Source organism: Streptomyces sp. NBC_01717, from assembly GCF_036248255.1.
Classification (GTDB): domain Bacteria; phylum Actinomycetota; class Actinomycetes; order Streptomycetales; family Streptomycetaceae; genus Streptomyces.
This window is the reverse complement of sequence record NZ_CP109178.1, coordinates 4877752-4897148: the sequence shown is the minus strand read 5'-3', so window position 1 is coordinate 4897148 and position 19397 is coordinate 4877752. Positions and strand designations below refer to the sequence as shown.

18 protein-coding genes and 1 tRNA gene are annotated in these 19397 nt (G+C 70.0%); 7 read left to right on the top strand and 12 right to left on the bottom strand.

The window, feature by feature from the left end:
• Positions 1-52 precede the first annotated feature (52 nt).
• The 7 genes from OHB49_RS22175 to OHB49_RS22145 form a co-directional block, all read right to left on the bottom strand.
• Positions 53-742 (bottom strand): SigE family RNA polymerase sigma factor, encoded by a 690-nt coding sequence (locus OHB49_RS22175; RefSeq protein ID WP_329162421.1) that lies wholly within the window; start codon positions 740-742, stop codon positions 53-55.
• 166 nt (positions 743-908) lie between these two features.
• Positions 909-2078, bottom strand: coding sequence for a lipid-transfer protein (locus tag OHB49_RS22170; RefSeq protein WP_329162419.1), 1170 nt, complete (start codon positions 2076-2078; stop codon positions 909-911).
• Complete coding sequence (locus OHB49_RS22165) at positions 2075-2470, bottom strand: MaoC family dehydratase (RefSeq protein ID WP_329162417.1); 396 nt, start codon at positions 2468-2470, stop codon at positions 2075-2077. Before OHB49_RS22165 ends, OHB49_RS22170 begins: the two co-directional genes overlap by 4 nt.
• Positions 2467-3549: an acyl-CoA dehydrogenase family protein gene (locus OHB49_RS22160; protein WP_329162415.1), complete on the bottom strand. Its 1083-nt coding sequence runs from the start codon at positions 3547-3549 to the stop codon at positions 2467-2469. Before OHB49_RS22160 ends, OHB49_RS22165 begins: the two co-directional genes overlap by 4 nt.
• Position 3550: 1 nt before the next feature.
• The gene (locus tag OHB49_RS22155) at positions 3551-4552 is read right to left on the bottom strand and encodes a bifunctional MaoC family dehydratase N-terminal/OB-fold nucleic acid binding domain-containing protein (protein WP_329166578.1); all 1002 of its coding nucleotides are present in this window, start codon (positions 4550-4552) and stop codon (positions 3551-3553) included.
• A gap of 5 nt (positions 4553-4557) precedes the next feature.
• Positions 4558-5760, bottom strand: a complete 1203-nt coding sequence (locus OHB49_RS22150; RefSeq protein ID WP_329162413.1) for an acyl-CoA dehydrogenase family protein — start codon at positions 5758-5760, stop codon at positions 4558-4560.
• Between the two features lie 207 nt (positions 5761-5967).
• Entirely contained in the window at positions 5968-6279 is a 312-nt protein-coding gene (locus OHB49_RS22145) for a hypothetical protein (RefSeq protein ID WP_030973885.1), read from the bottom strand.
• A gap of 391 nt (positions 6280-6670) precedes the next feature.
• Here OHB49_RS22145 and OHB49_RS22140 point away from each other — a divergent pair, with 391 nt between their 5' ends.
• Positions 6671-7576, top strand: a complete 906-nt coding sequence (locus tag OHB49_RS22140; RefSeq protein ID WP_329162411.1) for a bifunctional DNA primase/polymerase — start codon at positions 6671-6673, stop codon at positions 7574-7576.
• A gap of 82 nt (positions 7577-7658) precedes the next feature.
• Here OHB49_RS22140 and OHB49_RS22135 read toward each other — a convergent pair.
• Positions 7659-7745, bottom strand: a tRNA-Ser gene (locus tag OHB49_RS22135).
• Positions 7746-7794: 49 nt separating this feature from the next.
• On the bottom strand, positions 7795-9264 hold the full coding sequence (locus tag OHB49_RS22130) for a S1C family serine protease (RefSeq protein ID WP_329162410.1): 1470 nt from the start codon (positions 9262-9264) through the stop codon (positions 7795-7797).
• A gap of 222 nt (positions 9265-9486) precedes the next feature.
• On the opposite strand from OHB49_RS22130, the gene OHB49_RS22125 reads away from it, so the two are divergent.
• From OHB49_RS22125 to OHB49_RS22115, 3 genes are all read left to right on the top strand, one after another.
• Positions 9487-10290 (top strand): glycerophosphodiester phosphodiesterase, encoded by an 804-nt coding sequence (locus tag OHB49_RS22125; RefSeq protein ID WP_234432893.1) that lies wholly within the window; start codon positions 9487-9489, stop codon positions 10288-10290.
• A gap of 53 nt (positions 10291-10343) precedes the next feature.
• Positions 10344-10949 carry an ATP-binding protein gene (locus tag OHB49_RS22120; RefSeq protein WP_078852794.1) on the top strand — a complete coding sequence of 202 codons (606 nt, stop codon included), beginning with the start codon at positions 10344-10346 and terminating at the stop codon, positions 10947-10949.
• A gap of 240 nt (positions 10950-11189) precedes the next feature.
• Positions 11190-12155, top strand: a complete 966-nt coding sequence (locus OHB49_RS22115; protein ID WP_329162408.1) for a DUF5926 family protein — start codon at positions 11190-11192, stop codon at positions 12153-12155.
• A 241-nt stretch (positions 12156-12396) separates the two neighbouring features.
• Here OHB49_RS22115 and OHB49_RS22110 read toward each other — a convergent pair whose 3' ends face one another.
• On the bottom strand, positions 12397-12834 hold the full coding sequence (locus OHB49_RS22110; protein ID WP_329162406.1) for a hypothetical protein: 438 nt from the start codon (positions 12832-12834) through the stop codon (positions 12397-12399).
• Between the two features lie 455 nt (positions 12835-13289).
• Complete coding sequence (locus OHB49_RS22105; RefSeq protein ID WP_030973875.1) at positions 13290-13973, bottom strand: bifunctional DNA primase/polymerase; 684 nt, start codon at positions 13971-13973, stop codon at positions 13290-13292.
• 473 nt (positions 13974-14446) lie between these two features.
• Between OHB49_RS22105 and OHB49_RS22100 the strand changes: the two genes are divergently transcribed.
• Positions 14447-15934, top strand: coding sequence for a PP2C family protein-serine/threonine phosphatase (locus OHB49_RS22100; RefSeq protein ID WP_199919227.1), 1488 nt, complete (start codon positions 14447-14449; stop codon positions 15932-15934).
• Between the two features lie 207 nt (positions 15935-16141).
• Positions 16142-17605: an aminopeptidase P family protein gene (locus tag OHB49_RS22095; protein WP_329162401.1), complete on the top strand. Its 1464-nt coding sequence runs from the start codon at positions 16142-16144 to the stop codon at positions 17603-17605.
• Positions 17606-17687: 82 nt separating this feature from the next.
• On the opposite strand, the gene OHB49_RS22090 is transcribed toward OHB49_RS22095, so the two are convergent.
• Positions 17688-18251 (bottom strand): ATP-binding protein, encoded by a 564-nt coding sequence (locus OHB49_RS22090; protein ID WP_329162399.1) that lies wholly within the window; start codon positions 18249-18251, stop codon positions 17688-17690.
• 228 nt (positions 18252-18479) lie between these two features.
• Here OHB49_RS22090 and OHB49_RS22085 point away from each other — a divergent pair, with 228 nt between their 5' ends.
• Positions 18480-19316, top strand: coding sequence for a hypothetical protein (locus OHB49_RS22085; RefSeq protein ID WP_329162397.1), 837 nt, complete (start codon positions 18480-18482; stop codon positions 19314-19316).
• Positions 19317-19397 lie beyond the last annotated feature (81 nt).

Genomic DNA, 19397 nt, shown 5'->3' with positions numbered 1-19397 from the left:
CCTGCCGACCCGTCAGCCCGCCGTGCTGGCCGCCCGCCGGCGAGGTTCGGGCTCAGCGCACCGGGATCAGCTCCGGGTCCTCGCGGAGCTTGCCGAGCGCTCGTGAGACCGCGCTCTTGACGGTGCCGATGGACACACCGAGCACCTCGGCCGTCTGCGCCTCGCTGAGGTCCTCGTAGTAACGCAGGACGACCATCGCCCGCTGCCGGTCCGGAAGCTTCAGCACGGCCCGCCACATCGCATCGTGCAAGGACTGCTGCTCGGCGGGATCGGGCGCCGGGGAGGCCTCCTGCTCGGGCAGCTCGTCACAGGCGAACTCGTCGACTTTGCGCTTGCGCCACTGCGAGGTCCGGGTGTTCAGCAGCGCCCGGCGAACGTAGCCGTCGAGCGCCCGGTGATCCTCGATCCGCTCCCACGCCACGTACGTCTTGGTGAGCGCGGTCTGCAGCAGATCCTCGGCATCACTCGGGTTCGCGGTGAGCGAGCGAGCGGTACGCAGCAGCACGGGCCCCCGCGCCCGCACGAACGACGAGAACGACGGGTACGGAACGTACGGAGCACGCGGCCCGTACGGAGTGAGCGCGGTGTGCGAGGCCTGCGTGGTGGCCGATACGTGCTGCGGGCGTGACGCCGATGAGGCGCGTGGCGCGTGCTGCGTGTGCGACACCGACGAGGTGTGCGGCGCGTATCCGGTGGCGGCAGCGGCTCCCCTGGGGGCGCCCGTGCAGACTGGCGTGGTCATAGGTCCACGCTAGGAGTGGGCACTACCCCGGGGGATCGGCCCCAGGTCCCGAAGCCACGTCCGCCTCAGGTTGTAGGGGTGGGGTCGGCCCCACCTCCTGAAGGAGTAGAGGCCGTCATCAGGACTCAGGGTCGCCCGAGGACGACCCCACCGCCCCGCGCCCCCGTCATGCGCCGTCCGTGCCCAGTATCAGTCCCGAGGTGGGGACCCCCGTGCCTGCCGTCACCAGCGTTCTGGCCGCCCCGGGTATCTGATTCACCGACGTGCCCCGGATCTGCCGGACCGCCTCCGCAATGCCGTTCATCCCGTGCAGATATGCCTCCCCCAACTGGCCTCCATGTGTGTTCAGTGGCAGCGCGTCGTCCGCCACGAAGTCGGCGGCCTCACCCACTCCGCAGAATCCGAACTCCTCCAGCTGCATCAGAACGAACGGAGTGAAGTGGTCGTAGAGGATGCCCACATCGATGTCGGCGGGAGCGAGTCCGGAGGTACGCCAGAGCTGTCTGGCGACGACGTCCATCTCCGGCAGTCCGGTCAGCCCGTCACGGTAGAAACTGGTCATCTGTTCCTGCGCCCGTCCGGCACCCTGAGCGGCGGCGATGATCACTGCCGGCGGCCGGGGAAGGTCGCGGGCCCGCTCCGCACTGGTGACGACGACCGCCTGTCCGCCGTCGGTCTCCTGACAGCAGTCGAGCAGCCGTAGAGGTTCGACGATCCAGCGCGACGCGGCGTGATCGGCAAGCGTGATCGGCTTCTCGTAGAAGTACGCCGCCGGGTTGCGCGCGGCATGGCGCCGGTCGGTGACCGCGACGTGGCCGAAGGCTTCCGGCGTCAGGTTGTACGTGTGCAGGTAGCGCTGGGCGGCCATGGCGACCCAGGAGGCCGGGGTGAGCAGCCCGAAGGGAAGATTCCAGCCGAGCGCAGTTCCCTCAGCCGTCGGTTCCCGGTGCTGCACCCCGGAACCGAAGCGGCGCCCCGAACGCTCGTTGAACGCGCGGTAGCAGACCACCACGTCGGCCACCCCGCTCGCCACGGCGAGCGCCGCCTGCTGCACGGTGGCGCAGGCCGCCCCGCCCCCGTAGTGGATGCGGGAGAAGAACGACAGCTCCCCCATGCCGGCCGCCTGGGCCACAGTGATCTCGGGGCTGGTGTCCATCGTGAAGGTGACCAGGCCGTCGACATCGGCGGGGGTCAGCCCTGCGTCGTCGAGGGCGGCCCGCACCGCCTCGACGGCCAGCTTCAGTTCGCTGCGCCCGGAGTCCTTGGAGAACTCGGTCGCCCCGATCCCTACGATCGCGGCCCGCCCACCGAGCGAATCGGCCCTGCGCACGCTCATGCGGATCCCTCCGGAACACTGACGGTCACCTTGCCGGTGACGTGCCTGCCGAGACCATTGGCTCCGACGACCGTCACCTCGGCCGTCCCGTCGTCTCCGAGGGCCGTGACGGTGCCGCTCAACACCATGGTGGCCCCCGGATAGTTGGGCGCGCCCAGCCTGATGGCGACCTTGTGGAGCACCGCCGAGGGACCGAATTGGTCGGTGACGTACCGCCCGACCAGGCCGTTGGTCGTCAGGATGTTCATGAAGATGTCCGGGGAGCCCTTCTGCTGTGCGAGCTCGGCGTCATGGTGCACGTCCTGGTAGTCGCGGGAGGCGATGGCGCCCGCAACGATCAAGGTGCGGGTCACCGCGACCTCCAGCGGTGGCAGCTCCTCGCCGACCTTCATTGCGACCCCTCTTTCACCAGCAACTGCCCCAGCTCCTGCAGCAGTTCGCTGCCGCACCCCAGATAGGCGTCGAGCTGACGGCCCCAGAGGAAGTGCCGGTGCACGGGGTGATCGAGGTCGGCGCCCGTCCCACCGTGCAGATGCTGTCCGGCATGCACGACCCTCTTTCCCGCCTCCGACGCCCACCAGGCCGTGGTCAGCGCCTGGGCCGCGTAGGGCAACCCCTTGTCGTGGCGCCACGCCGCCTCGTATGCGGTGACCCGTATCGCCTCGGTGTCCATATGGGCATCGGCGGCGCGCAGCAGCACCCCCTGATTGGTGGAGAGCGGGCGCCCGAACTGCTCCCTGGTGGTGGTGTGGGCAACCGCCCTGGCCAGCGACCCGGCGCACACCCCGGCCTGCAACCCCGCAAACGCCGTTCGGCTCGCGGCCAGCACAGCTTCATACGCCGCTGTCCCGGTTGCGCTGTTCGTCCCCGTGCCCGTGCCCGTCCGTCCTTCCGGACCACCGAGCCGCTCGCCGGACACCCGGTCCAGGGCGAGCCGGGCCGCCGACCATGGGGCCGTGGTCTCCACAGGTGTCACCGCCACGCCCGGGTCGGCGGTCCGTACGATCCACAGCTCCCGGTCCACGTCCGCCACGAGCACCAGAGCAGCGTCCCGAAGCCACGGCACATAGGGCACACTGCCGCTCAACCGCCCTTCCCCGTCGGCCCGTAGACCATCGCGTGCCGGGAAGGCGCCGGTGGCGACAGCAGTGCCGTCCCGCAGTGGCGGAAGCAGTCGCTCCCGCTGTTCGTCCGTACCGTGCTCGGCGACGGCAAGCAGCCCGTACGCACAGGTCACCGCGAACGGCACCTGCGCAGTCGTTCTCCCCTGCTCCTCCAGCAGCAGCACCAGACCCAGCAGCCCGATCTCCTCGACGGCGGCCGTCAACCCGGCCGCGCACAGCTCCTTCCACAGCTCGGTGTCCGTCCCCGTCCCGGCAGCGGCCAGCCGCTCGTGCGTGGCCAGATCTCCGAAGATCTGCGCGGCGAGACCCTGCGCCGCGGTCTGCTCCTCCGTGGGCGTGAAGTCCATGTCAACCCTCGCTCCCCCGGAAGACCGGAAGCTCCAACTCCGGATCTGTGCGCAGGAATTCCAGCCTGACCGGCATCCCTGTCCGCACCTTGTCGTACGGCACACCGACCACATTGCTGACCATCCGTACGCCTTCCGCCAGCTCTATCAGCGCCACCGCGTACGGCCCGGCGTCGTCGGAGGCGCCGAAGGCCGGGAAGGGCGGGTGGTGCATCACTACGTAACTGAAGACGGTGCCCTCGCCACTCGCCTCGACCGTGTCCCACTCCTGGCAACCGCACTCGTTGCACCCGGGCAGCCAGGGAAAGCGGAGGGTCTCGCACTCCCCGCACCGCTGGATGAGTAATTTGTGTTCGGCGACGCCCTGCCAGAACCCGGCGTTGTCCCGATTGATCACCGGCCTCGGCCGCAGACTCCGGCCGCCTTCCTTCATCCCGGGCGGCCCTCCCGGCTTCGCCCCTCGCCTCACCGCTGCGGGCGTGTACTTGAGGATCCGGAAACGGTGCGTCCCGGCCGGCTCCCCGGCTGCCCGGACATCCATCCGCGTCGTGACGAAGTAGCCCGTCCCCAGCCCGGTCGTCTTCCGCTTCGACACCGACTCGATCACCGCGTCGAAGGTGATCCGGTCCCCCGGCCGCAGCGGACGCAGATACTCCTGCTCGCAGTCGGTCGCGACCACCGAGGTGTACCCGGCGCCGTCGAGGAGGGCGAACAGCTCGTCGTACGCCCCGGAACGGTCCGAGTGCCCCGACAGGCCGCCCATCGTCCACGCCTGCAGCATCGTGGGCGGAGCAATCGCCCCAGGCCCCGCGTACGCCGGGTTCGTGTCTCCCACGGCCTCGCACCAATGCCTGATCATCGGCTCGTTGACCAGGTCCTTGCCGATGCCCGCAGTGGCGGCCGCCCGCCCCTCGTACGCCTTGAGCCGCTCGTACAACTCGTCCGACCCGCCCTGCCCGCCGCGCCCGTCCCGGGGGCTCCCGCCACCCTGCCCGTATCGCACGTCCGTCACCGCTTCCCCCTCTTCATGCCGAGCCGCATCGTCGCGACGATCTCCCGCTGCACCTCGCTCACCCCGCCCCCGAAGGTGTTGATCTGCGCCGCCCGGTTCATCCGCTCCAGCTCCCCGTCCCCGAAGGAGCCGAGCGAACCACCGCGGACCATCCCGGCCTCGCCCGCGATTTCCTGGCACATTCGATACACCTCGACGGCCGATTCGGTTCCCATGAATTTCACGCCGCTCGCCTCGCCGGGGGCCAGCGAGCCCGCCCCCACATCCCCCACCAAACGCCAGTTGAGCAGGCGCGTTGCCGCCAGCCGGGCATAGGCCTCGGCCAGCCGGGACCGCACCCACGGCTCGTCAACGGCGCGCCGCCCACTCACCGGATCGGGGGTACGGGCGTGGGCGAGCACCGCCTCGTAGAACTCCTCGGCCTGCATCCCGATCGCGGCGAGCGCCACCCGCTCATGGTTCAGCTGGTTGGTGATCAGCCCCCAGCCGCCGTTCTCCTCGCCGACCAGATTCGTGACGGGTACCCGTATCCCGTCGTAGTAGGTGGCCGTCGTGGTCAGACCACCCACGGTCTCGATGGGGGTCCAGGCGAACCCGGGGGCGTCCGTCGGGACCAGGATGATCGAGATGCCCTTGTGCTTGGCCGCATCCGGATCCGTACGGCAGGCGAGCCAGATCCAGTCCGCGTTCTGCGCATTACTGGTGAAGATCTTCTGCCCGTCGATCACCCAGGCGTCCCCGTCCCGCACCGCTCTCGTGCGCAACGCGGCCAGGTCCGTGCCGGCCTCCGGCTCGCTGTAACCGATCGCGAAAACGAGGTCGCCGTTCAGAATCCGCGGCAGGAAGTACGCCTTCTGCGCCTCGGTCCCGTACTTCATCAAGGTCGGGCCGACAGTGTTGAGCGTGACCATGGACACGGGCGCACCCGCCCGGTACGCCTCGTCGAAGAAGACGAACTGCTCGTCGGGACCGCGGCCCTGACCCCCGTACTCGACGGGCCAGCCCAGTCCGAGCATCCCGTCGGAGCCGATCCGACGGAGCAGTCGGCGTTGCTCGGCCGGATCATCGGCACGTCCTGCCCGCATCCCGGACGTCACATCCGTCCCGGAAGCCACGTCCGGCCCGGTGATCACATCGCGGAAATAGGTGCGGAGCTCGGCGCGCAGCTGCTGCTGACGCTCCGTCGGGGCGAGGTGCACGGCGGCGGGCCTTCCGGACGCGGGCGTACGGGTCAGGGTTTCTGACTGTCCGTCAGATTCGTGGCCGCTGTCAAGGTCGGCGACACCCGAACGCTCCTGCGCGGGAAACGCGAACGGCCTGCGCGAAGACGCAGAAGCGACTTCGCGCAGGCCGTTGTTCACCCCACCCCGCGCCGGCCCCCCGACCGGCCCACGGCGGACCCCGGCTCACCAGAGTTTTGTGAAGTTCACCGTGACATTCCTGTTGAGCTGGTAGATCGTGGTGAACGCAGAGCGGTTCACCTGCGCCGAGTTGCTCTGGTTCGACGCCCCGGAACCGGTGGCCTGCTGCTGCGACGTCGACGAGTTGCCGGAGTTGTTCCTGCCGACTCCACTGCCGCTGATCGTCGCGACACCCGCGTTCGACCCGTCGTTCGCGAACGCGCCGTTGTCGGCCTGGGCGACGCCGCCGAAGAGCGCGACGGCGAGGGGCAGTGCGGCAACGGCGGCGAGGGCGCGAGCGGTACGGATGCTTGCCATGTCAATTTCCTCCAGGAACCAAAGTGCGGCTGGTTTCGAGGCAGTTGGCCGACCGCCTCGTTCTTGGTCACGACGTCGCGAGACCAAAACTGCCCACCGAATCCCCGGCGAACCACCCAGGTCTACCGATTCCCCCGCAAGCATGAGGAACACCCGATAAACCTCCTGCTCGTCCCCGAAGCCGCAGCTCACACCCCCGGCACGCACTCCGGCACCGCGCAATCCCGCGCACCCCAAGAGGAAAAGCGTTTCGGCACATCTTTCGCCCTTCCGCCCTGCGCGATCCGGCCCGGCCAATCCAAAGCGACCGATCCGGACGCGTCCTCCACCGCCGCCCGCCCCACCCCCGCCACCTCTTCCTTTCTTCGAACAGTTGTACGAATATAGAGCTATGGCCATCACCGACCGGCAGACCGCCACCCTGGCCCTCGCCCACGCGCTCTCCGCTGCCGAGCACGGGCTCCCCGTCATCCCGCTGTCCGCCACCAAGCTCCCCGCCCTGCGCTCTCCCCATCACGACGAGGACCGGCCGGTCACCTGCCGAGGCGCCTGCGGCCTCCCCGGACACGGCGTCCACGACGCCACCACGAACCCTGCCGCCGTACGCGCCCTCTTCGCCGCCGCCCCCTGGGCCACCGGCTACGGAATCGCCTGCGGCCGCGCCCCGCACCACCTCATCGGCGTCGACCTCGACATCGACGCCACCGGCCGGAACGACTCCGTGGTGGCCCTCCAGCAGCTGGCACTGCACCACCTGTTCACCATCCCGCCGACGGTCACGGTGATCACTCCCAGCGGCGGCCGCCACATCTGGCTCACCGGCCCGCCCGGCGTATCCGTACCGAATTCCGCCAGCCGCCTCGCCCCCGGCATCGACATCCGCGGTACCGGCGGCTACCTGGTCGGTCCGGGCTCGGTCACCACCCGCGGCACCTACCGACTCGCCCCCGGTGCCGCCGACCTCTCCCCGGCCCCCTGCCCTCGCGCGCTCCTCCGTCTGCTCACGCCCCCCGCACGTCCTCACCACCCCTCCGGCCGCCCCCACCACGGCCAGGGCCTGGTCCAGTTCGTTCTCGCGGCACACGAAGGACAGCGCAACACCCGGCTCTTCTGGGCTGCTTGCCGTGCGTACGAACACGGCTTCGGCGACGCCCTGGCGGACGCCCTCACCGACGCCGCAGTCCGCACCGGCCTCACCGAACGCGAGGCCCGGGCCACCATCGCCTCGGCCGACCGGCTCACCTCCGGCCGCCCCATGGGCCCGGAGGACGCCGAACGCCCCGGCCGATTCCCCTGAGCCCGCACCACCGACCGGTACCGACACAGTCGGCCGCGCACGCAGAAGGGGCGTCCTCTCGGACGCCCCTTCACAGGTGCTGCGGTGGGTGTGGGATTTGAACCCACGGTGACATCGCTGCCACGACGGTTTTCAAGACCGTTCCCTTAGGCCGCTCGGGCAACCCACCCCGCGTCATCGGTCATGGACCGGCCTTGACGCGAGGACAGCCTAGCCGGTCAGCTGTCGCCCTTGCGCTCCCCCAGGGTGACTTCGGCCGTCGACACCTTGCCGTCGCGCTTGTAGGTCAGCGTGACCTTGTCGCCCGGCTTGTGGGTCCAGATCTCGCCGATCAGGGTCGGGCCGCTGTCGATCACCGTCTCGTTGAACTTGGTGATGACGTCGCCCGCCTTGAGACCGGCCTTGGCGGCGGGCCCGTCCGGGCTGACGGGCGGCGTGCCGCCCGAGCCCTGCTCCGAGATGACGGCGCCGCCGGTCTTCTCGTCCATGGTGACCGTGGCACCGATCACCGGGTAGACCGGCTGACCGGTCTTGATCAGCTGCTGGGCGACGTTCTCCGCCTGGTTGATCGGGATCGCGAAACCGAGGCCGATGGATCCCGCCTGGGCCTGACCGCTGCTGCCGGTCGACTGGATGGCCGAGTTGATACCGATGACCGCACCGCGCGCATCGAGCAGCGGGCCGCCGGAGTTGCCCGGGTTGATCGAGGCGTCGGTCTGCAGTGCGCTCATGTACGAGTTGCTGCCGCCGGAGCCGTCACCGGAGGCGACCGGGCGGTTCTTCGCGCTGATGATGCCGGTCGTGACCGTGTTGGACAGACCGAACGGCGCGCCGATCGCGATCGTCGAATCACCGACCGCGACCTGGTCCGAGTTGCCGAGGAGCAGCGGGGCGAGCCCCGACGGCGCGTTCTTGAGCTTCAGTACGGCGACGTCGTAACCCTCCGCGCGGCCGACCACCTCGGCGTCGTACTTCTTGCCGTTGGAGAACGTCGCCGTGAGCTGGCCATTGTTCGCCGCGGAAGCCACCACGTGGTTGTTGGTGAGGATGTGGCCTTCCTTGTCGTACACGAAGCCGGTGCCCGTGCCGCCCTCGCCGTCGCCGTTCTGGGCGTCGATGGTGACCACGCTGGGCAGCGCCCTGGCCGCGACGCCTGCGACCGTGCCGGGGTCGCGCTTGAGGGCCTGCGGATTGGTCGACGCCGTGACCGTGGTCGACCCGGAGGAGTTGCCGCTGTCGTTCCGGTCGGCGGCCCAGTAGCCGAGGGCGCCGCCGATGCCGCCCGCCACGAGCGCCGCGACGGCCACCGCGGCCACCAGGCCGCTGCCGCGCCCCTTCCGCGGGGCCGCCGGCGCCGGCAGCTGGTTGGGCGCCCCCCACACCGGACCACCGGCACCGCCCGCGCCCTGCGCGTACGCGGGAACGGCAGGCGGGGGAGGCGGCCAGGCACCGGCCGACTGCGGCTGCGCGGACGGCGCGTGCTGCGGCCCGGGGGACTGCGGCGGGGGCCAGTCCATCGCCTGTCCCGACTGCTGCGTCGCCGCCGCGTCCGACGAATCCGGGCCCGCGGGCGCCGACGGGGGCGCAGGCGTGCCCTCAGGAGCAGCGGCCGGCACGGGAGGTGCGGACGGAACGGACGGAACGGCCTGAGCCGCGGTGCCCTCGTTGCCCTCGTTCTCTGTGCTCACAGCTCTTTACTCCTCGGTTCCTCATCAATTTTCGGCAAGAGATCCGCTGTGTACGTGTCTGGAGCCAGCTTTTCCCATGACCCGTCAGGCCACTGTAAGCAGGACCTGTGCGTCCGTGCACCAATCTTTATATCCGGCAAAACGGTCCCCCACCGCAAGGTACGCACCCCCGCCGCCGCTCGGTGGCACCATGACGCGGTGACCCACGCACGGCAGCACACCATGCAACATCCCATCCAGGTCATCGCACACCGCGGGGCGTCCGACGACGCTCCCGAGCACACCCTGGCCGCCTACCGGAAGGCCATCGAGGACGGCGCGGACGCGCTGGAATGCGATGTACGGCTCACCTCCGACGGCCACCTCGTCTGCGTGCACGACCGCAGGGTGAACCGTACGTCCAACGGCCGCGGCGCCGTCTCCGCCCTGGAACTCGCCGAACTCGCCGCCCTCGACTTCGGCTCCTGGAAGGACCGCGAGGAGTCCCCGGACTGGGATCCCGTGCCGGGCGAGCTCACCTCCGTACTCACTCTTGAGCGACTGCTCGAGCTGGTCGTCGAGACGCGCGCTGCCGGGCGCCCCCTCCAGCTGGCCATCGAGACCAAACACCCCACTCGCTGGGCGGGCCAGGTGGAGGAACGGCTGCTGCATCTGCTGAAGCGCTTCGAGCTCGACACTCCGCCGGACGAGGGCCCCTCGCCGGTCCGGATCATGAGCTTCTCGGCACGCTCCCTGCACCGCATTCAGGCCGCCTCGCCCACCCTGCCGACCGTCTATCTGATGCAGTTCGTCTCGCCGCGGCTGCGCGACGGGCGGCTTCCGGCCGGCGCCCGGATCGCCGGTCCGGGGCTGCGGATCGTACGCAGTCACCCGGGTTACATCGAGCGGCTGCACCGCGCCGGCCACCGTGTGCACGTCTGGACAGTCAATGAACCCGAGGACGTGGAGCTCTGCGCACACCTTGGTGTCGAGGCAATCATCACGAATCGCCCAAAGCAGGTTCTGTCCCAACTGGGTCGCTTTTAACATCAGTTACAGGGTGTACACCGGCGCATTCAGCCTGTATTCGATCGTTACGAGTGCGTCACTGGCAGGCCATTGGCCGGTTTCCGGTCCAGTCCAGGAGGGCATCCACTCCGTGGCGTGGGGCAAAGGAGGTCTCGGGGGTGGCGTTGGTGGTGGCACAGGAAGTGCCCACGTCGTCGAGCATGGCCGTACCCCATGGCCCTGCGGGCGTGGGGCAGGCGCGGCACCGGATGCGCGAGCAATTGCGCAGTTACGGGGTGTCGGATTCGGTCGTCGACGATGCTGTATTGATCCTTTCCGAACTTCTCAGCAATGCCTGCCGACACGGCAGGCCGCTGGGGCGACACACAGATGTGGGTGACGGCGACGTACGTGCCGCCTGGCGCGTCGACGGAACAGGCGGGCTGACCGTCGAGGTGACGGACGGAGGCGGTCCGACCCGACCGATTCCGGCCACACCGTCCGTGACGGCGCGCGGTGGCCGCGGGCTCAACATCATCAGCGCGCTCGCCGAGGAGTGGGGCGTGCGCGACAGCTCGTCCGGCGAGGTCACCGTGTGGGTGCTGGTCAGCGAGGGCCGCGGGCGCGACCACGGGAACGGGCATCTGCCGGAACTCGACGGGCTGGACTTCGCCGACGCCTTCGACGACGCGGGCTGACGTGGCCTGAGGCCGATGCACCGGTTCGGCGTACGCACGGACCGGTGAACCGACGGGCTTGCGAATCGTGTGCACGGAAGAGCCTGCGCACCGACGTCCGGGTGGGGCTGAACGGATCGCGACACACCGGCGCTCCGGCGCACGCACCCCATGCGCCCCGGGCGGCTGTGCCCCGGACCCGGCACGGGCGGCTAGGCTCGCGGCCCAGACCGCACTGTCGCAATCGGGAGAAAGCCCACCATGGCCAAGAAGCGCCCTCAGACCAAGGCCGGGAAGCAGCAGCTCAAGGACAGCGAGATCCCGGTGGTCGGGGCTCGCGAGCCCTGCCCGTGCGGTTCGGGCCGCCGCTACAAGGCTTGTCACGGCCGCGCCGCCGCCCAGGCCGTGACCGAGCTGGTCCAGCGCCCGTTCGAGGGCCTCGCGGGCGAGTGCGACTGGGTCGCCCTGCGCGAGCTGGTGCCCGCGGCAACGGTCGAACTGACCCTGAAGGGCGGACTGCCCGAGGGCGTGCCGGCCGTGACGCTCGCAACCGTGCTGCCGATGGCGTGGCCGGCGCTGCGCCGCGACGACGGCTCCGTCCTGCTCGCCCTGCAGAACGACACCTCCTCCGGCGACCTCAGCCGCGACCTCGCGGACACCCTGCAATGCGCGCTGGAAACCGAGCCCGGTTCACCCGTCGCCGCCCGGCGCGTACCGGCCGACGGGCCGCGCCTGCAGGACCTGCTCGACCCGGAAGCCGCGTTCGAGCCGATCGTCCACTCCGGCTTCGAGTTCTGGGTCCCGGGCGCGGAGAACGCCACGCCCGAGGTGTCCGCATCCCTGGAGCGTGCGAACGAGGCGGCGATCCCGACCACCATGCTCTCCGGCGTGGACGCCGCGTATTGGTGCGAGACCCCGGAGAAGAACCACCTGCGCTGGGTCATGCCGCACCCCGAGGAGCAGCTCCTCGACGCGCTGGCCCGGCTGCACGCCGCCGGCACCTCCTCGCTCGGTGAGGGGACGCGGCTGGTCGGCTCCTTCCGCGCGCACGGACTGATGGTCCCGGTCTGGGATCTGCCGAGCGCGATGGGGGCCGAGGAGTGCGAGAAGCCCGCGGCCGAGCTCGCGGAGCGGCTGGCGCAGGCACTCGCCTCGGACGCGCCGCTCACCGCGGAGGAGCGGCGGGCCCGCGGCGGTCTCACCAACCGCCAGGTGACGCTCAGCTGACCGTGACCGTCTGACGACAGCGGCGGGCCGATCGGTGACTCACGTCACAACTCGCAGTACCCGCAAGTAAATAGCTGTCCGAATAAGCGAGATCGAATTTGCGAACGGCAGATCTCTTGTTACCGTTCTAGAAGCCCGGTCGCTGGTGCATCCCCCGTCGCCAGCGACCGGGCGTTCTCATGCCCGGACACGGCGCACGGAGCGACGCACGGGACCGGGCACAGCGACTGCGGATCCGGCGTCAACCCGCCGCGGAAGGCGCCGGATCGGGTCCGGACCTCAACAGCAGCGGAGCCTCCTCGGCCACCCCGCCGCCGCCCGCATACTCGGCCACCGCCACGTACTCCTCGGGACCTCCGTACGACGAGCGGTGCGGCGTCTCGCAGTCGCCCGGCTCATCCCGTGATTCCACCGTGCAGTGCGTTTCGACGGTCCGACCTCCGGACCCCATCAGCGTGAGTACGGACCGGAGTTCGTCACCCGTCGTATTGCGGTAGTAGCTGCGCGCCCATGCGGCATGCCCGTCGACCAGGACACAGGTCTGCCCTTCGACGCCCTCGGGGGAGGTCGGCTCGGGGCCGCACCGGGCGGCGGTCCACAGCACCGAACCAGCCGATCCGGTGAAGGCGGAGCCGCTACCACCGCCGGGCCCGCCGACTTCCCCGCGTTCGCCCGGCAAGTCGATATCGGACAGAAGTCCGGGCCAGGAACTCCCCTGCGAAGATCCCTTTGGAGCAGCCCCCGAAGACTCCTTCGAAGGCTCCTTCGAACCGATTCCGGAAGGCCCGTCAAAAAGCCTGCCGTCGCTGGACTTTGCACCGGCAGACTTTGCATTACGCGATACGGGACCGGTGCCGCCCGCGGGTTCCGCAGAAGCCGCGAGCGGAAGCACGACGGCGGAGACCACCACACCCGCCATAACGATCATGCGGAGATTCATGGCGGCCCCACCTGTCGACTGCGCGGGAATTCCTGACGGTGCGCCGAAGATATCGACGAAAATGACGGCGCCGGGGTGGAGCGCACTCATTTGACGCAGAAACTCGGACGGCTCACACCCGAACGAGTGAGCCGAGCAGCCCGTACGCCCGCCCGGAAGTCCCACCGGTCGCCACGGACGCCGACCGGTCCCTCTCAGTACGCGAGTCGGCTGCCACCGTCGGGAGCGCTGTTGCTCGCTTCGACCAGCGCGTCCAGCACAGCCTCCACACCCGGCAGCCAGGGCGCCACGGGGCCAGGCAGTGGAGCCCGTTCCCAGCGCACCTGTCCCGCACCCACCTCGGAGGGGGGAAGAACGAGATAGCCCCCCTCGCCGTGGAAACGCAGCGAACTGGGCACCCAGTCCTTGGCGTGCAACAGCTCGCCAAGCTGTTCGAGGGTGTAGGGAGCGACCAGCAGCGACCACCGTGTCGGTGTCGCCACCACCGGACCGAGTCGCATCCCCATCCGGTCGAGCTCGGTCAGCGCCCGGGCGCCGGCCACGGCGGGCAGGCTGAGTGCGCACGGGGCGCGGCCCCCGGTGGCCAGCATGATCGGCGCGGTGGGCCGGTTGGTCCACCACCAGCGCACCATGCGCTCGTCGGTGGTCGCCGCGAGGAGACCGGGATCGAAGGGGTGTGCGCCGGGTACGGCGCACTCGGGATCGGGGCAGGCGCAGCCACGGCCGCGGTCACCGCGACCACCGCCTGCGCTCAGCCCCACTCCGGGAAGCACGGGCCACTGCCATGCGGTGGCACAGGTCAGGGCCGCGTCGAGCTGGGCGGGCCGTGCCTTGCGCCGGAGCCGGAGCCTGCGTCGCCTTCCGAGGATCTCGCGCATGAGCGCTCGTTCCTTTCCGTTGAACGCCGAGGGCCACATCACAACACGCGTGCGTCACACCACGTGTGCATTACTTCACCGTGCGTACAAGCTCTCTAAGTCTGCGGTACGGGTAACCCGTCGGTACCGAGCGTGAGCCGAGTCGAGCTGAGCCGGTCCAGCCAAAAACATGGCGAGGGGCAGCGCGCATCGCGCCTGCCGTCCCATGGTGCACAACCCCGCCACTCGGGGGTGGGGCGCGGCCGTCACATGTGTGGACGTCCGGGCTCGCTGCCAGGTTCCGGGGCGATCGGAACTGCCCCTGGTTCATCACCGATTACGTACCCAGCATGCCCGGAATGACGCTCCCCCGGGACTTCACCCCGAGGGCACCCCCTGTCGAGCCAGACCCAGTCGACAGCAAATAGCGCCCATAGGGTGCATTTTTTGGCCAACTTAGTAGTCGCGCGGACACCACGAATCCCGCAGGGACAATGCTGGACATCGGCTTACATCTGCGTGTACATGTGGATGCACTGATAGCGGCGCAGAATGACATGGGGGTTTGCGATGCTATTCGACGAAACGCACTGGTCGGAAAGCCGGTTGCCATGAGCGCCCCTCACCTGCCGAAAGTGGCTGGAATCGATCCCGCAGTTCCTGTTTCAGCGCACACTGCCGGGCCTCTGGACGGTGTGCCGGCCGCGCCAGGAGCCTTTCTCCAAGACCGTCTGGCCGGTTGGGTCTCCGACCTCACCACGCTGCACGAGCTCACCGAGCGCCTGGCCGGAACCAACACCCTCGACGACGCGTTGCACGAGCTGCTCGGTGCCGGTGCGGCCCTCGTCGGCGCCCGCCGCGGGCTGATCGTCTTCGAACCCTCCGACCGTCGCGGCCCGGTCTCCACCATCGGTCTCGGACTCGCCCACGCCGAGCTCGGCCACATCGAGACGGTGCCGCGCAGCGCAACCTCGTACGGCAGGATCCTGGACGGCCTCCCGGGCGCCGAAGGACCCCAGACCAGCCCCGATCTGCTCGGCGACACAGGCCTGGACCCCCGCCACCGCGAAGTCGCCGCCCGGCTCGGATACGCCGCCAGCTACGCCCTGCCCCTCACCACCGCCGCGACCGGTCGGCTCGGCGCGGCCGTCTGGCTCTACGACGAGCCTGCCGAACCCCTGGAACGCCAGCGCCACCTCGTCGGCCTCTACGCCCGCTACGCGGCCGCACACCTGGCTCGGCTGCTGGAACTGCATCGGGCCAGGGCAGAAGTGGCTGCCCTCACCGACGAGCTGCGGCCCGGCCGGCTGCCCCGGGTCCCCGGCGTGCAGCTGGCCGCCCGCCATCGCGGCGCACCGCGCGGCGGCGGTGACTGGTACGACGCGATGGCGCTGCCGGAGGGTGCGCTCGGTCTCGCCGTCGGTTCGGTGGGCGGCTCCGGGCCCAGCGCGCTGACCGCCATGGGACGGCTGCGGGCCGGCCTGCGGGCGTACGCGGTGATGGAGGGCGAGGATCCGGTTGCCGTGCTCTCCGATCTGGAACTGCTGCTGCGGCTGACCGAACCCGCACGGTCCGCCACTGCGCTCTTCGCCTATTGCGAGCCCGCCGCACGCAAGATCGTGCTGGCCGGTGCCGGGCACACCCCACCACTGGTGATCGGCGACCGGCGCACGGAGTTCGTCGAGACCACCCTGTCCGCGCCGCTGGGCATGCTCGCCTGCTGGGAGGCGCCGAGCGTGGAGTTCGCTCCGGCGCCCGGCGAGATCGTGCTGCTGTACACCGACGGGCTGCTGCGCCGCACCGGCGACTCGATGGACCGGGCGTTCGCACGGCTCCACTCGGCGGCCGCGAGCGTACCGAAGGCGCTGCGCCGGGACGCCGGATCGGTGGTCGACCATGTGCTGCGCACCGTCCTGCCGAACGGGCTCGACCAGGTGGACAGCGCCGAGGACATCGTCATTCTGGCCGCGCGCTTCGACTGAGCCGCATCATCAGCGTCGCTTCGCGATTCGGCCGAGGGGTGCCGTCCGGTCGGCCTCTCTGCTCGGTCTCTGCGATCGCGCTTTCGGATCAGTCTCTGCAACGGTTCTCGGCAGCCGGTCTCTGTAAGAGGTCTTCCGGCCCTGGGCCCCCTTCCGTACGCCCGTACGATGGACGGGGTCCAGTGTCGTATCAAGGAGAGACAAGTCGTGTCTGAGGAGCCCACCCCGGAGACCCCGGAGACCGAAGAGACAGAGCCGGTCAAGCAGCGGAAGAACGGCCTGTACCCGGGCGTCTCCGATGAGCTCGCCGCCAACATGAAGTCGGGCTGGGCCGACACCGAGCTGCACGGCCTCGAGCCGATCGCCCAGGCCGAGCACACCGCGGCCCGTCGCGCCGCACTGTCCGAGCGCTTCCCCGGCGAGCGTCTGGTCATTCCCGCGGGCAACCTGAAGACCCGCTCCAATGACACCGAGTACGCCTTCCGCGCCTCCACCGAGTACGCGTACCTCACCGGCGACCAGACCCAGGACGGCGTGCTCGTCCTGGAGCCGAAGGGCGACCGGCACGAGGCGACCATCTACCTCCTGCCGCGCTCCAACCGCGAGAACGGCGAGTTCTGGCTCGACGGCCAGGGCGAGCTGTGGGTCGGCCGCCGCCACTCCCTGACCGAGGCCGAGCAGCTGCTGGGCATCCCGGCGAAGGACGTACGTCAGCTCCCGTCCGCGCTGAAGGAGGCCACCGGACCGGTCCGTAACGTCCGCGGCCACGACGCGGGCATCGAGTCCGCGCTCACCGACAAGGTCACCGCGGAGCGCGACGAGGAGCTGCGGGTCTTCCTCTCCGAAGCGCGCCTGGTCAAGGATGCCTTCGAGATCGCCGAGCTGGAGAAGGCCTGCGATGCCACGGCGCGCGGCTTCGAGGACGTCGTGAAGGTCCTCGACAAGGCCGAGGCGACCAGCGAGCGCTACATCGAGGGCACGTTCTTCCTGCGCGCCCGCATCGAGGGCAACGACATCGGCTACGGCTCGATCTGCGCCGCGGGCCCGCACGCAACCACCCTGCACTGGGTGCGCAACGACGGCCCCGTGCGCTCCGGCGAGCTGCTGCTGCTCGACGCCGGTGTGGAGACCAATGACCTCTACACCGCCGATGTGACGCGGACCCTTCCCATCAACGGCACGTTCACGCCGCTGCAGCGGAAGATCTACGACGCGGTGTACGAGGCCCAGGAGGCGGGAATCGCGGCCGTCAAGCCCGGCGCGGACTACCGCGACTTCCACGACGCCGCGCAGCGCGTGCTCACCGAGAAGCTCGTCGAGTGGGGTCTGCTGGGCGATCTGTCCGTGGACAAGGTCCTGGAGCTGGGTCTGCAGCGCCGCTGGACCCTGCACGGCACCGGCCACATGCTCGGCATGGACGTCCACGACTGCGCCGCCGCACGCACCGAGACGTACGTCAACGGGACGCTGGAGCCCGGCGTCTGCCTCACCGTGGAGCCCGGTCTGTACTTCCAGGCCGACGACCTGACCGTGCCGGAGGAGTACCGCGGCATCGGCGTCCGGATCGAGGACGACATCCTCGTCACCGAGGACGGCAACCGGAACCTCTCCGACAAGCTGCCGCGCCAGGCCGACGAGGTCGAGGCCTGGATGGCTCAGCTCAAGGGCTGACTCAAGGGTTGATCAAGCGCTGATCACCGACGGCCGGGACCGGTCGGGGACGGTCGGCACCGAGCGTCGGAGGGCGCCCCGCTCAGGACACCATGAGCAGGGCGCCCTCCCGCCATTTCAGGACCTTGTCGAAGCTCACCACCGCACCACGGCCCGGGCGGTTGGCGAAGTGGACGTGGTCGGCGAGCTGTTCGATGAGGCAGAGTCCTCGGCCGTCCTCGGCGCTGAGTGGCGGAAGCTGCTGCGGTTGGTGCGCGGGCGGTTGATGCGCATACGGCTGTTCGGCAGTGCGAAGCACACGCCGGGCGGGGAAGCCGGGCCCCGAGTCGGCGACTTCGATACGGCACTTCTCGCCGTCCAGATACGCGGTGACCCAGTACTGCCCGGAGGTCGTACCGGACTGCTCGCTCCAGGAGTCCCACGCGTCCCATGGATCGCAGTCCCCGGGGGCGACGAGGTCGTTGGCGCTCCTCTGCTCCCCGCCGTGCTCGACAGCGTTCGCACAGGCTTCGCTGAGCGCGAGCGACAGGTCGAAAGAGATGTCCGGATCCACGCCCGCGGACTCCATGGTGCCGAGCAGGAAGCGACGGGCGAGCGGAACGCTCGCAGCTTCGCGCCGCAAATGGAGTGACCACCAGATGCTCATGCTCCAGCCTCCTGGCTGCGGCTCGACATACCGATACGTATTGCCGCAGTGGGCGGTTCGTAAGCACAGTTCTGATGTGAGACCGCTCATTCGGCGGATACCAGCACTCCGTACACCCGTGTATGCCGGACCCGTCCAGCTCACGCGCCTCGTGTCCAACCGGTCTGAAGACGACCTTCCGGACCTGACGTACGGAGGCCGGGGGCGCAGTGCGATGATGACCCCGCCATGTCTACGCCTGTCGCACGCGCCGGAGCCGGTCTGCGGCTACTGAGGGCCGCGGTGTTCACCGCGGCCTGTGTCGCGCTGTCCGCGGCAGGTCACACACTGGCCTCCTGCGCGACCGTTCCTTGGTGGACGCTGCTCGCGGGCTTCCTCGGTGTCTTCGCGGTGGTGGCGCCGCTCGCCGGACGCGAGCGTTCCATGCCGTCCATCGCCACCACCCTGGCCGGCGGGCAGATCGCCCTGCACACGCTCTTCGGCCTCGGCTCGCACGGCGTCCCCAGCACGTCGACGGCCGACGCGGCGGGCGACAGCTCACTGATCCGGTTCGCGGCAGGCCTCGTCTGCGGCGCGGGCCCGGAGCAACTGAACGCCGCCGCCGCCCACCGCATCGTCACCGACGCAGGCATCGATCCGGCGACGGTGACGGCGATGGACCAGGGCCACCAGCACATGGCCACCGCGACGGGAGCGGCGGTCGCCGCCGTGACCGACCCGGCCGCGCTCGCCGGTCTGCTGCCCAGCCTGCCCATGCTGCTCGGCCACCTGCTGGCCGCGCTGGCCACCGGCTGGCTGCTGCGGCGCGGCGAAATCGCACTGTTCCGGCTGGTCCGGCTGTCGGCGCACGGCGCCAAGCAGCTCATGGCCGGGGCCCGGTTGCGTGCGCTGCGGGCCGCGCTCGCTCTTGTACGGGCACTGCGCGCCGGTCTCCCGGGCGAACCGGCGACCGGGCCGCACATCCCCCGTACCGCAGTCGACGCCCCGGCTCCCGCCACCGGCGATCCATTGCAGCACCTGGTGATCAGGCGCGGGCCTCCGCCCGTATTCACCCTCGCAGCCTGACGCGACACCCTCCGCTCGTTGCACGCACGACTCGACCGCAGTCACCGCTCGGCGCCCGCCATGCGGTGGCCGCCGAGCTCG

Coding starts and splice junctions, on each gene's coding strand:
- OHB49_RS22115 (WP_329162408.1), top strand. CDS start 11,190: ATGGCCAAGAAGCGCCCTCAGACCAAGGCCGGGAAGCAGCAGCTCAAG.
- OHB49_RS22170 (WP_329162419.1), bottom strand. CDS start 2,078: ATGAGCGTGCGCAGGGCCGATTCGCTCGGTGGGCGGGCCGCGATCGTA.
- OHB49_RS22140 (WP_329162411.1), top strand. CDS start 6,671: ATGGCCATCACCGACCGGCAGACCGCCACCCTGGCCCTCGCCCACGCG.
- OHB49_RS22165 (WP_329162417.1), bottom strand. CDS start 2,470: ATGAAGGTCGGCGAGGAGCTGCCACCGCTGGAGGTCGCGGTGACCCGC.
- OHB49_RS22085 (WP_329162397.1), top strand. CDS start 18,480: ATGTCTACGCCTGTCGCACGCGCCGGAGCCGGTCTGCGGCTACTGAGG.
- OHB49_RS22175 (WP_329162421.1), bottom strand. CDS start 742: ATGACCACGCCAGTCTGCACGGGCGCCCCCAGGGGAGCCGCTGCCGCC.
- OHB49_RS22105 (WP_030973875.1), bottom strand. CDS start 13,973: ATGCGCGAGATCCTCGGAAGGCGACGCAGGCTCCGGCTCCGGCGCAAG.
- OHB49_RS22145 (WP_030973885.1), bottom strand. CDS start 6,279: ATGGCAAGCATCCGTACCGCTCGCGCCCTCGCCGCCGTTGCCGCACTG.
- OHB49_RS22090 (WP_329162399.1), bottom strand. CDS start 18,251: ATGAGCATCTGGTGGTCACTCCATTTGCGGCGCGAAGCTGCGAGCGTT.
- OHB49_RS22100 (WP_199919227.1), top strand. CDS start 14,447: ATGCTGGACATCGGCTTACATCTGCGTGTACATGTGGATGCACTGATA.
- OHB49_RS22125 (WP_234432893.1), top strand. CDS start 9,487: ATGCAACATCCCATCCAGGTCATCGCACACCGCGGGGCGTCCGACGAC.
- OHB49_RS22160 (WP_329162415.1), bottom strand. CDS start 3,549: ATGGACTTCACGCCCACGGAGGAGCAGACCGCGGCGCAGGGTCTCGCC.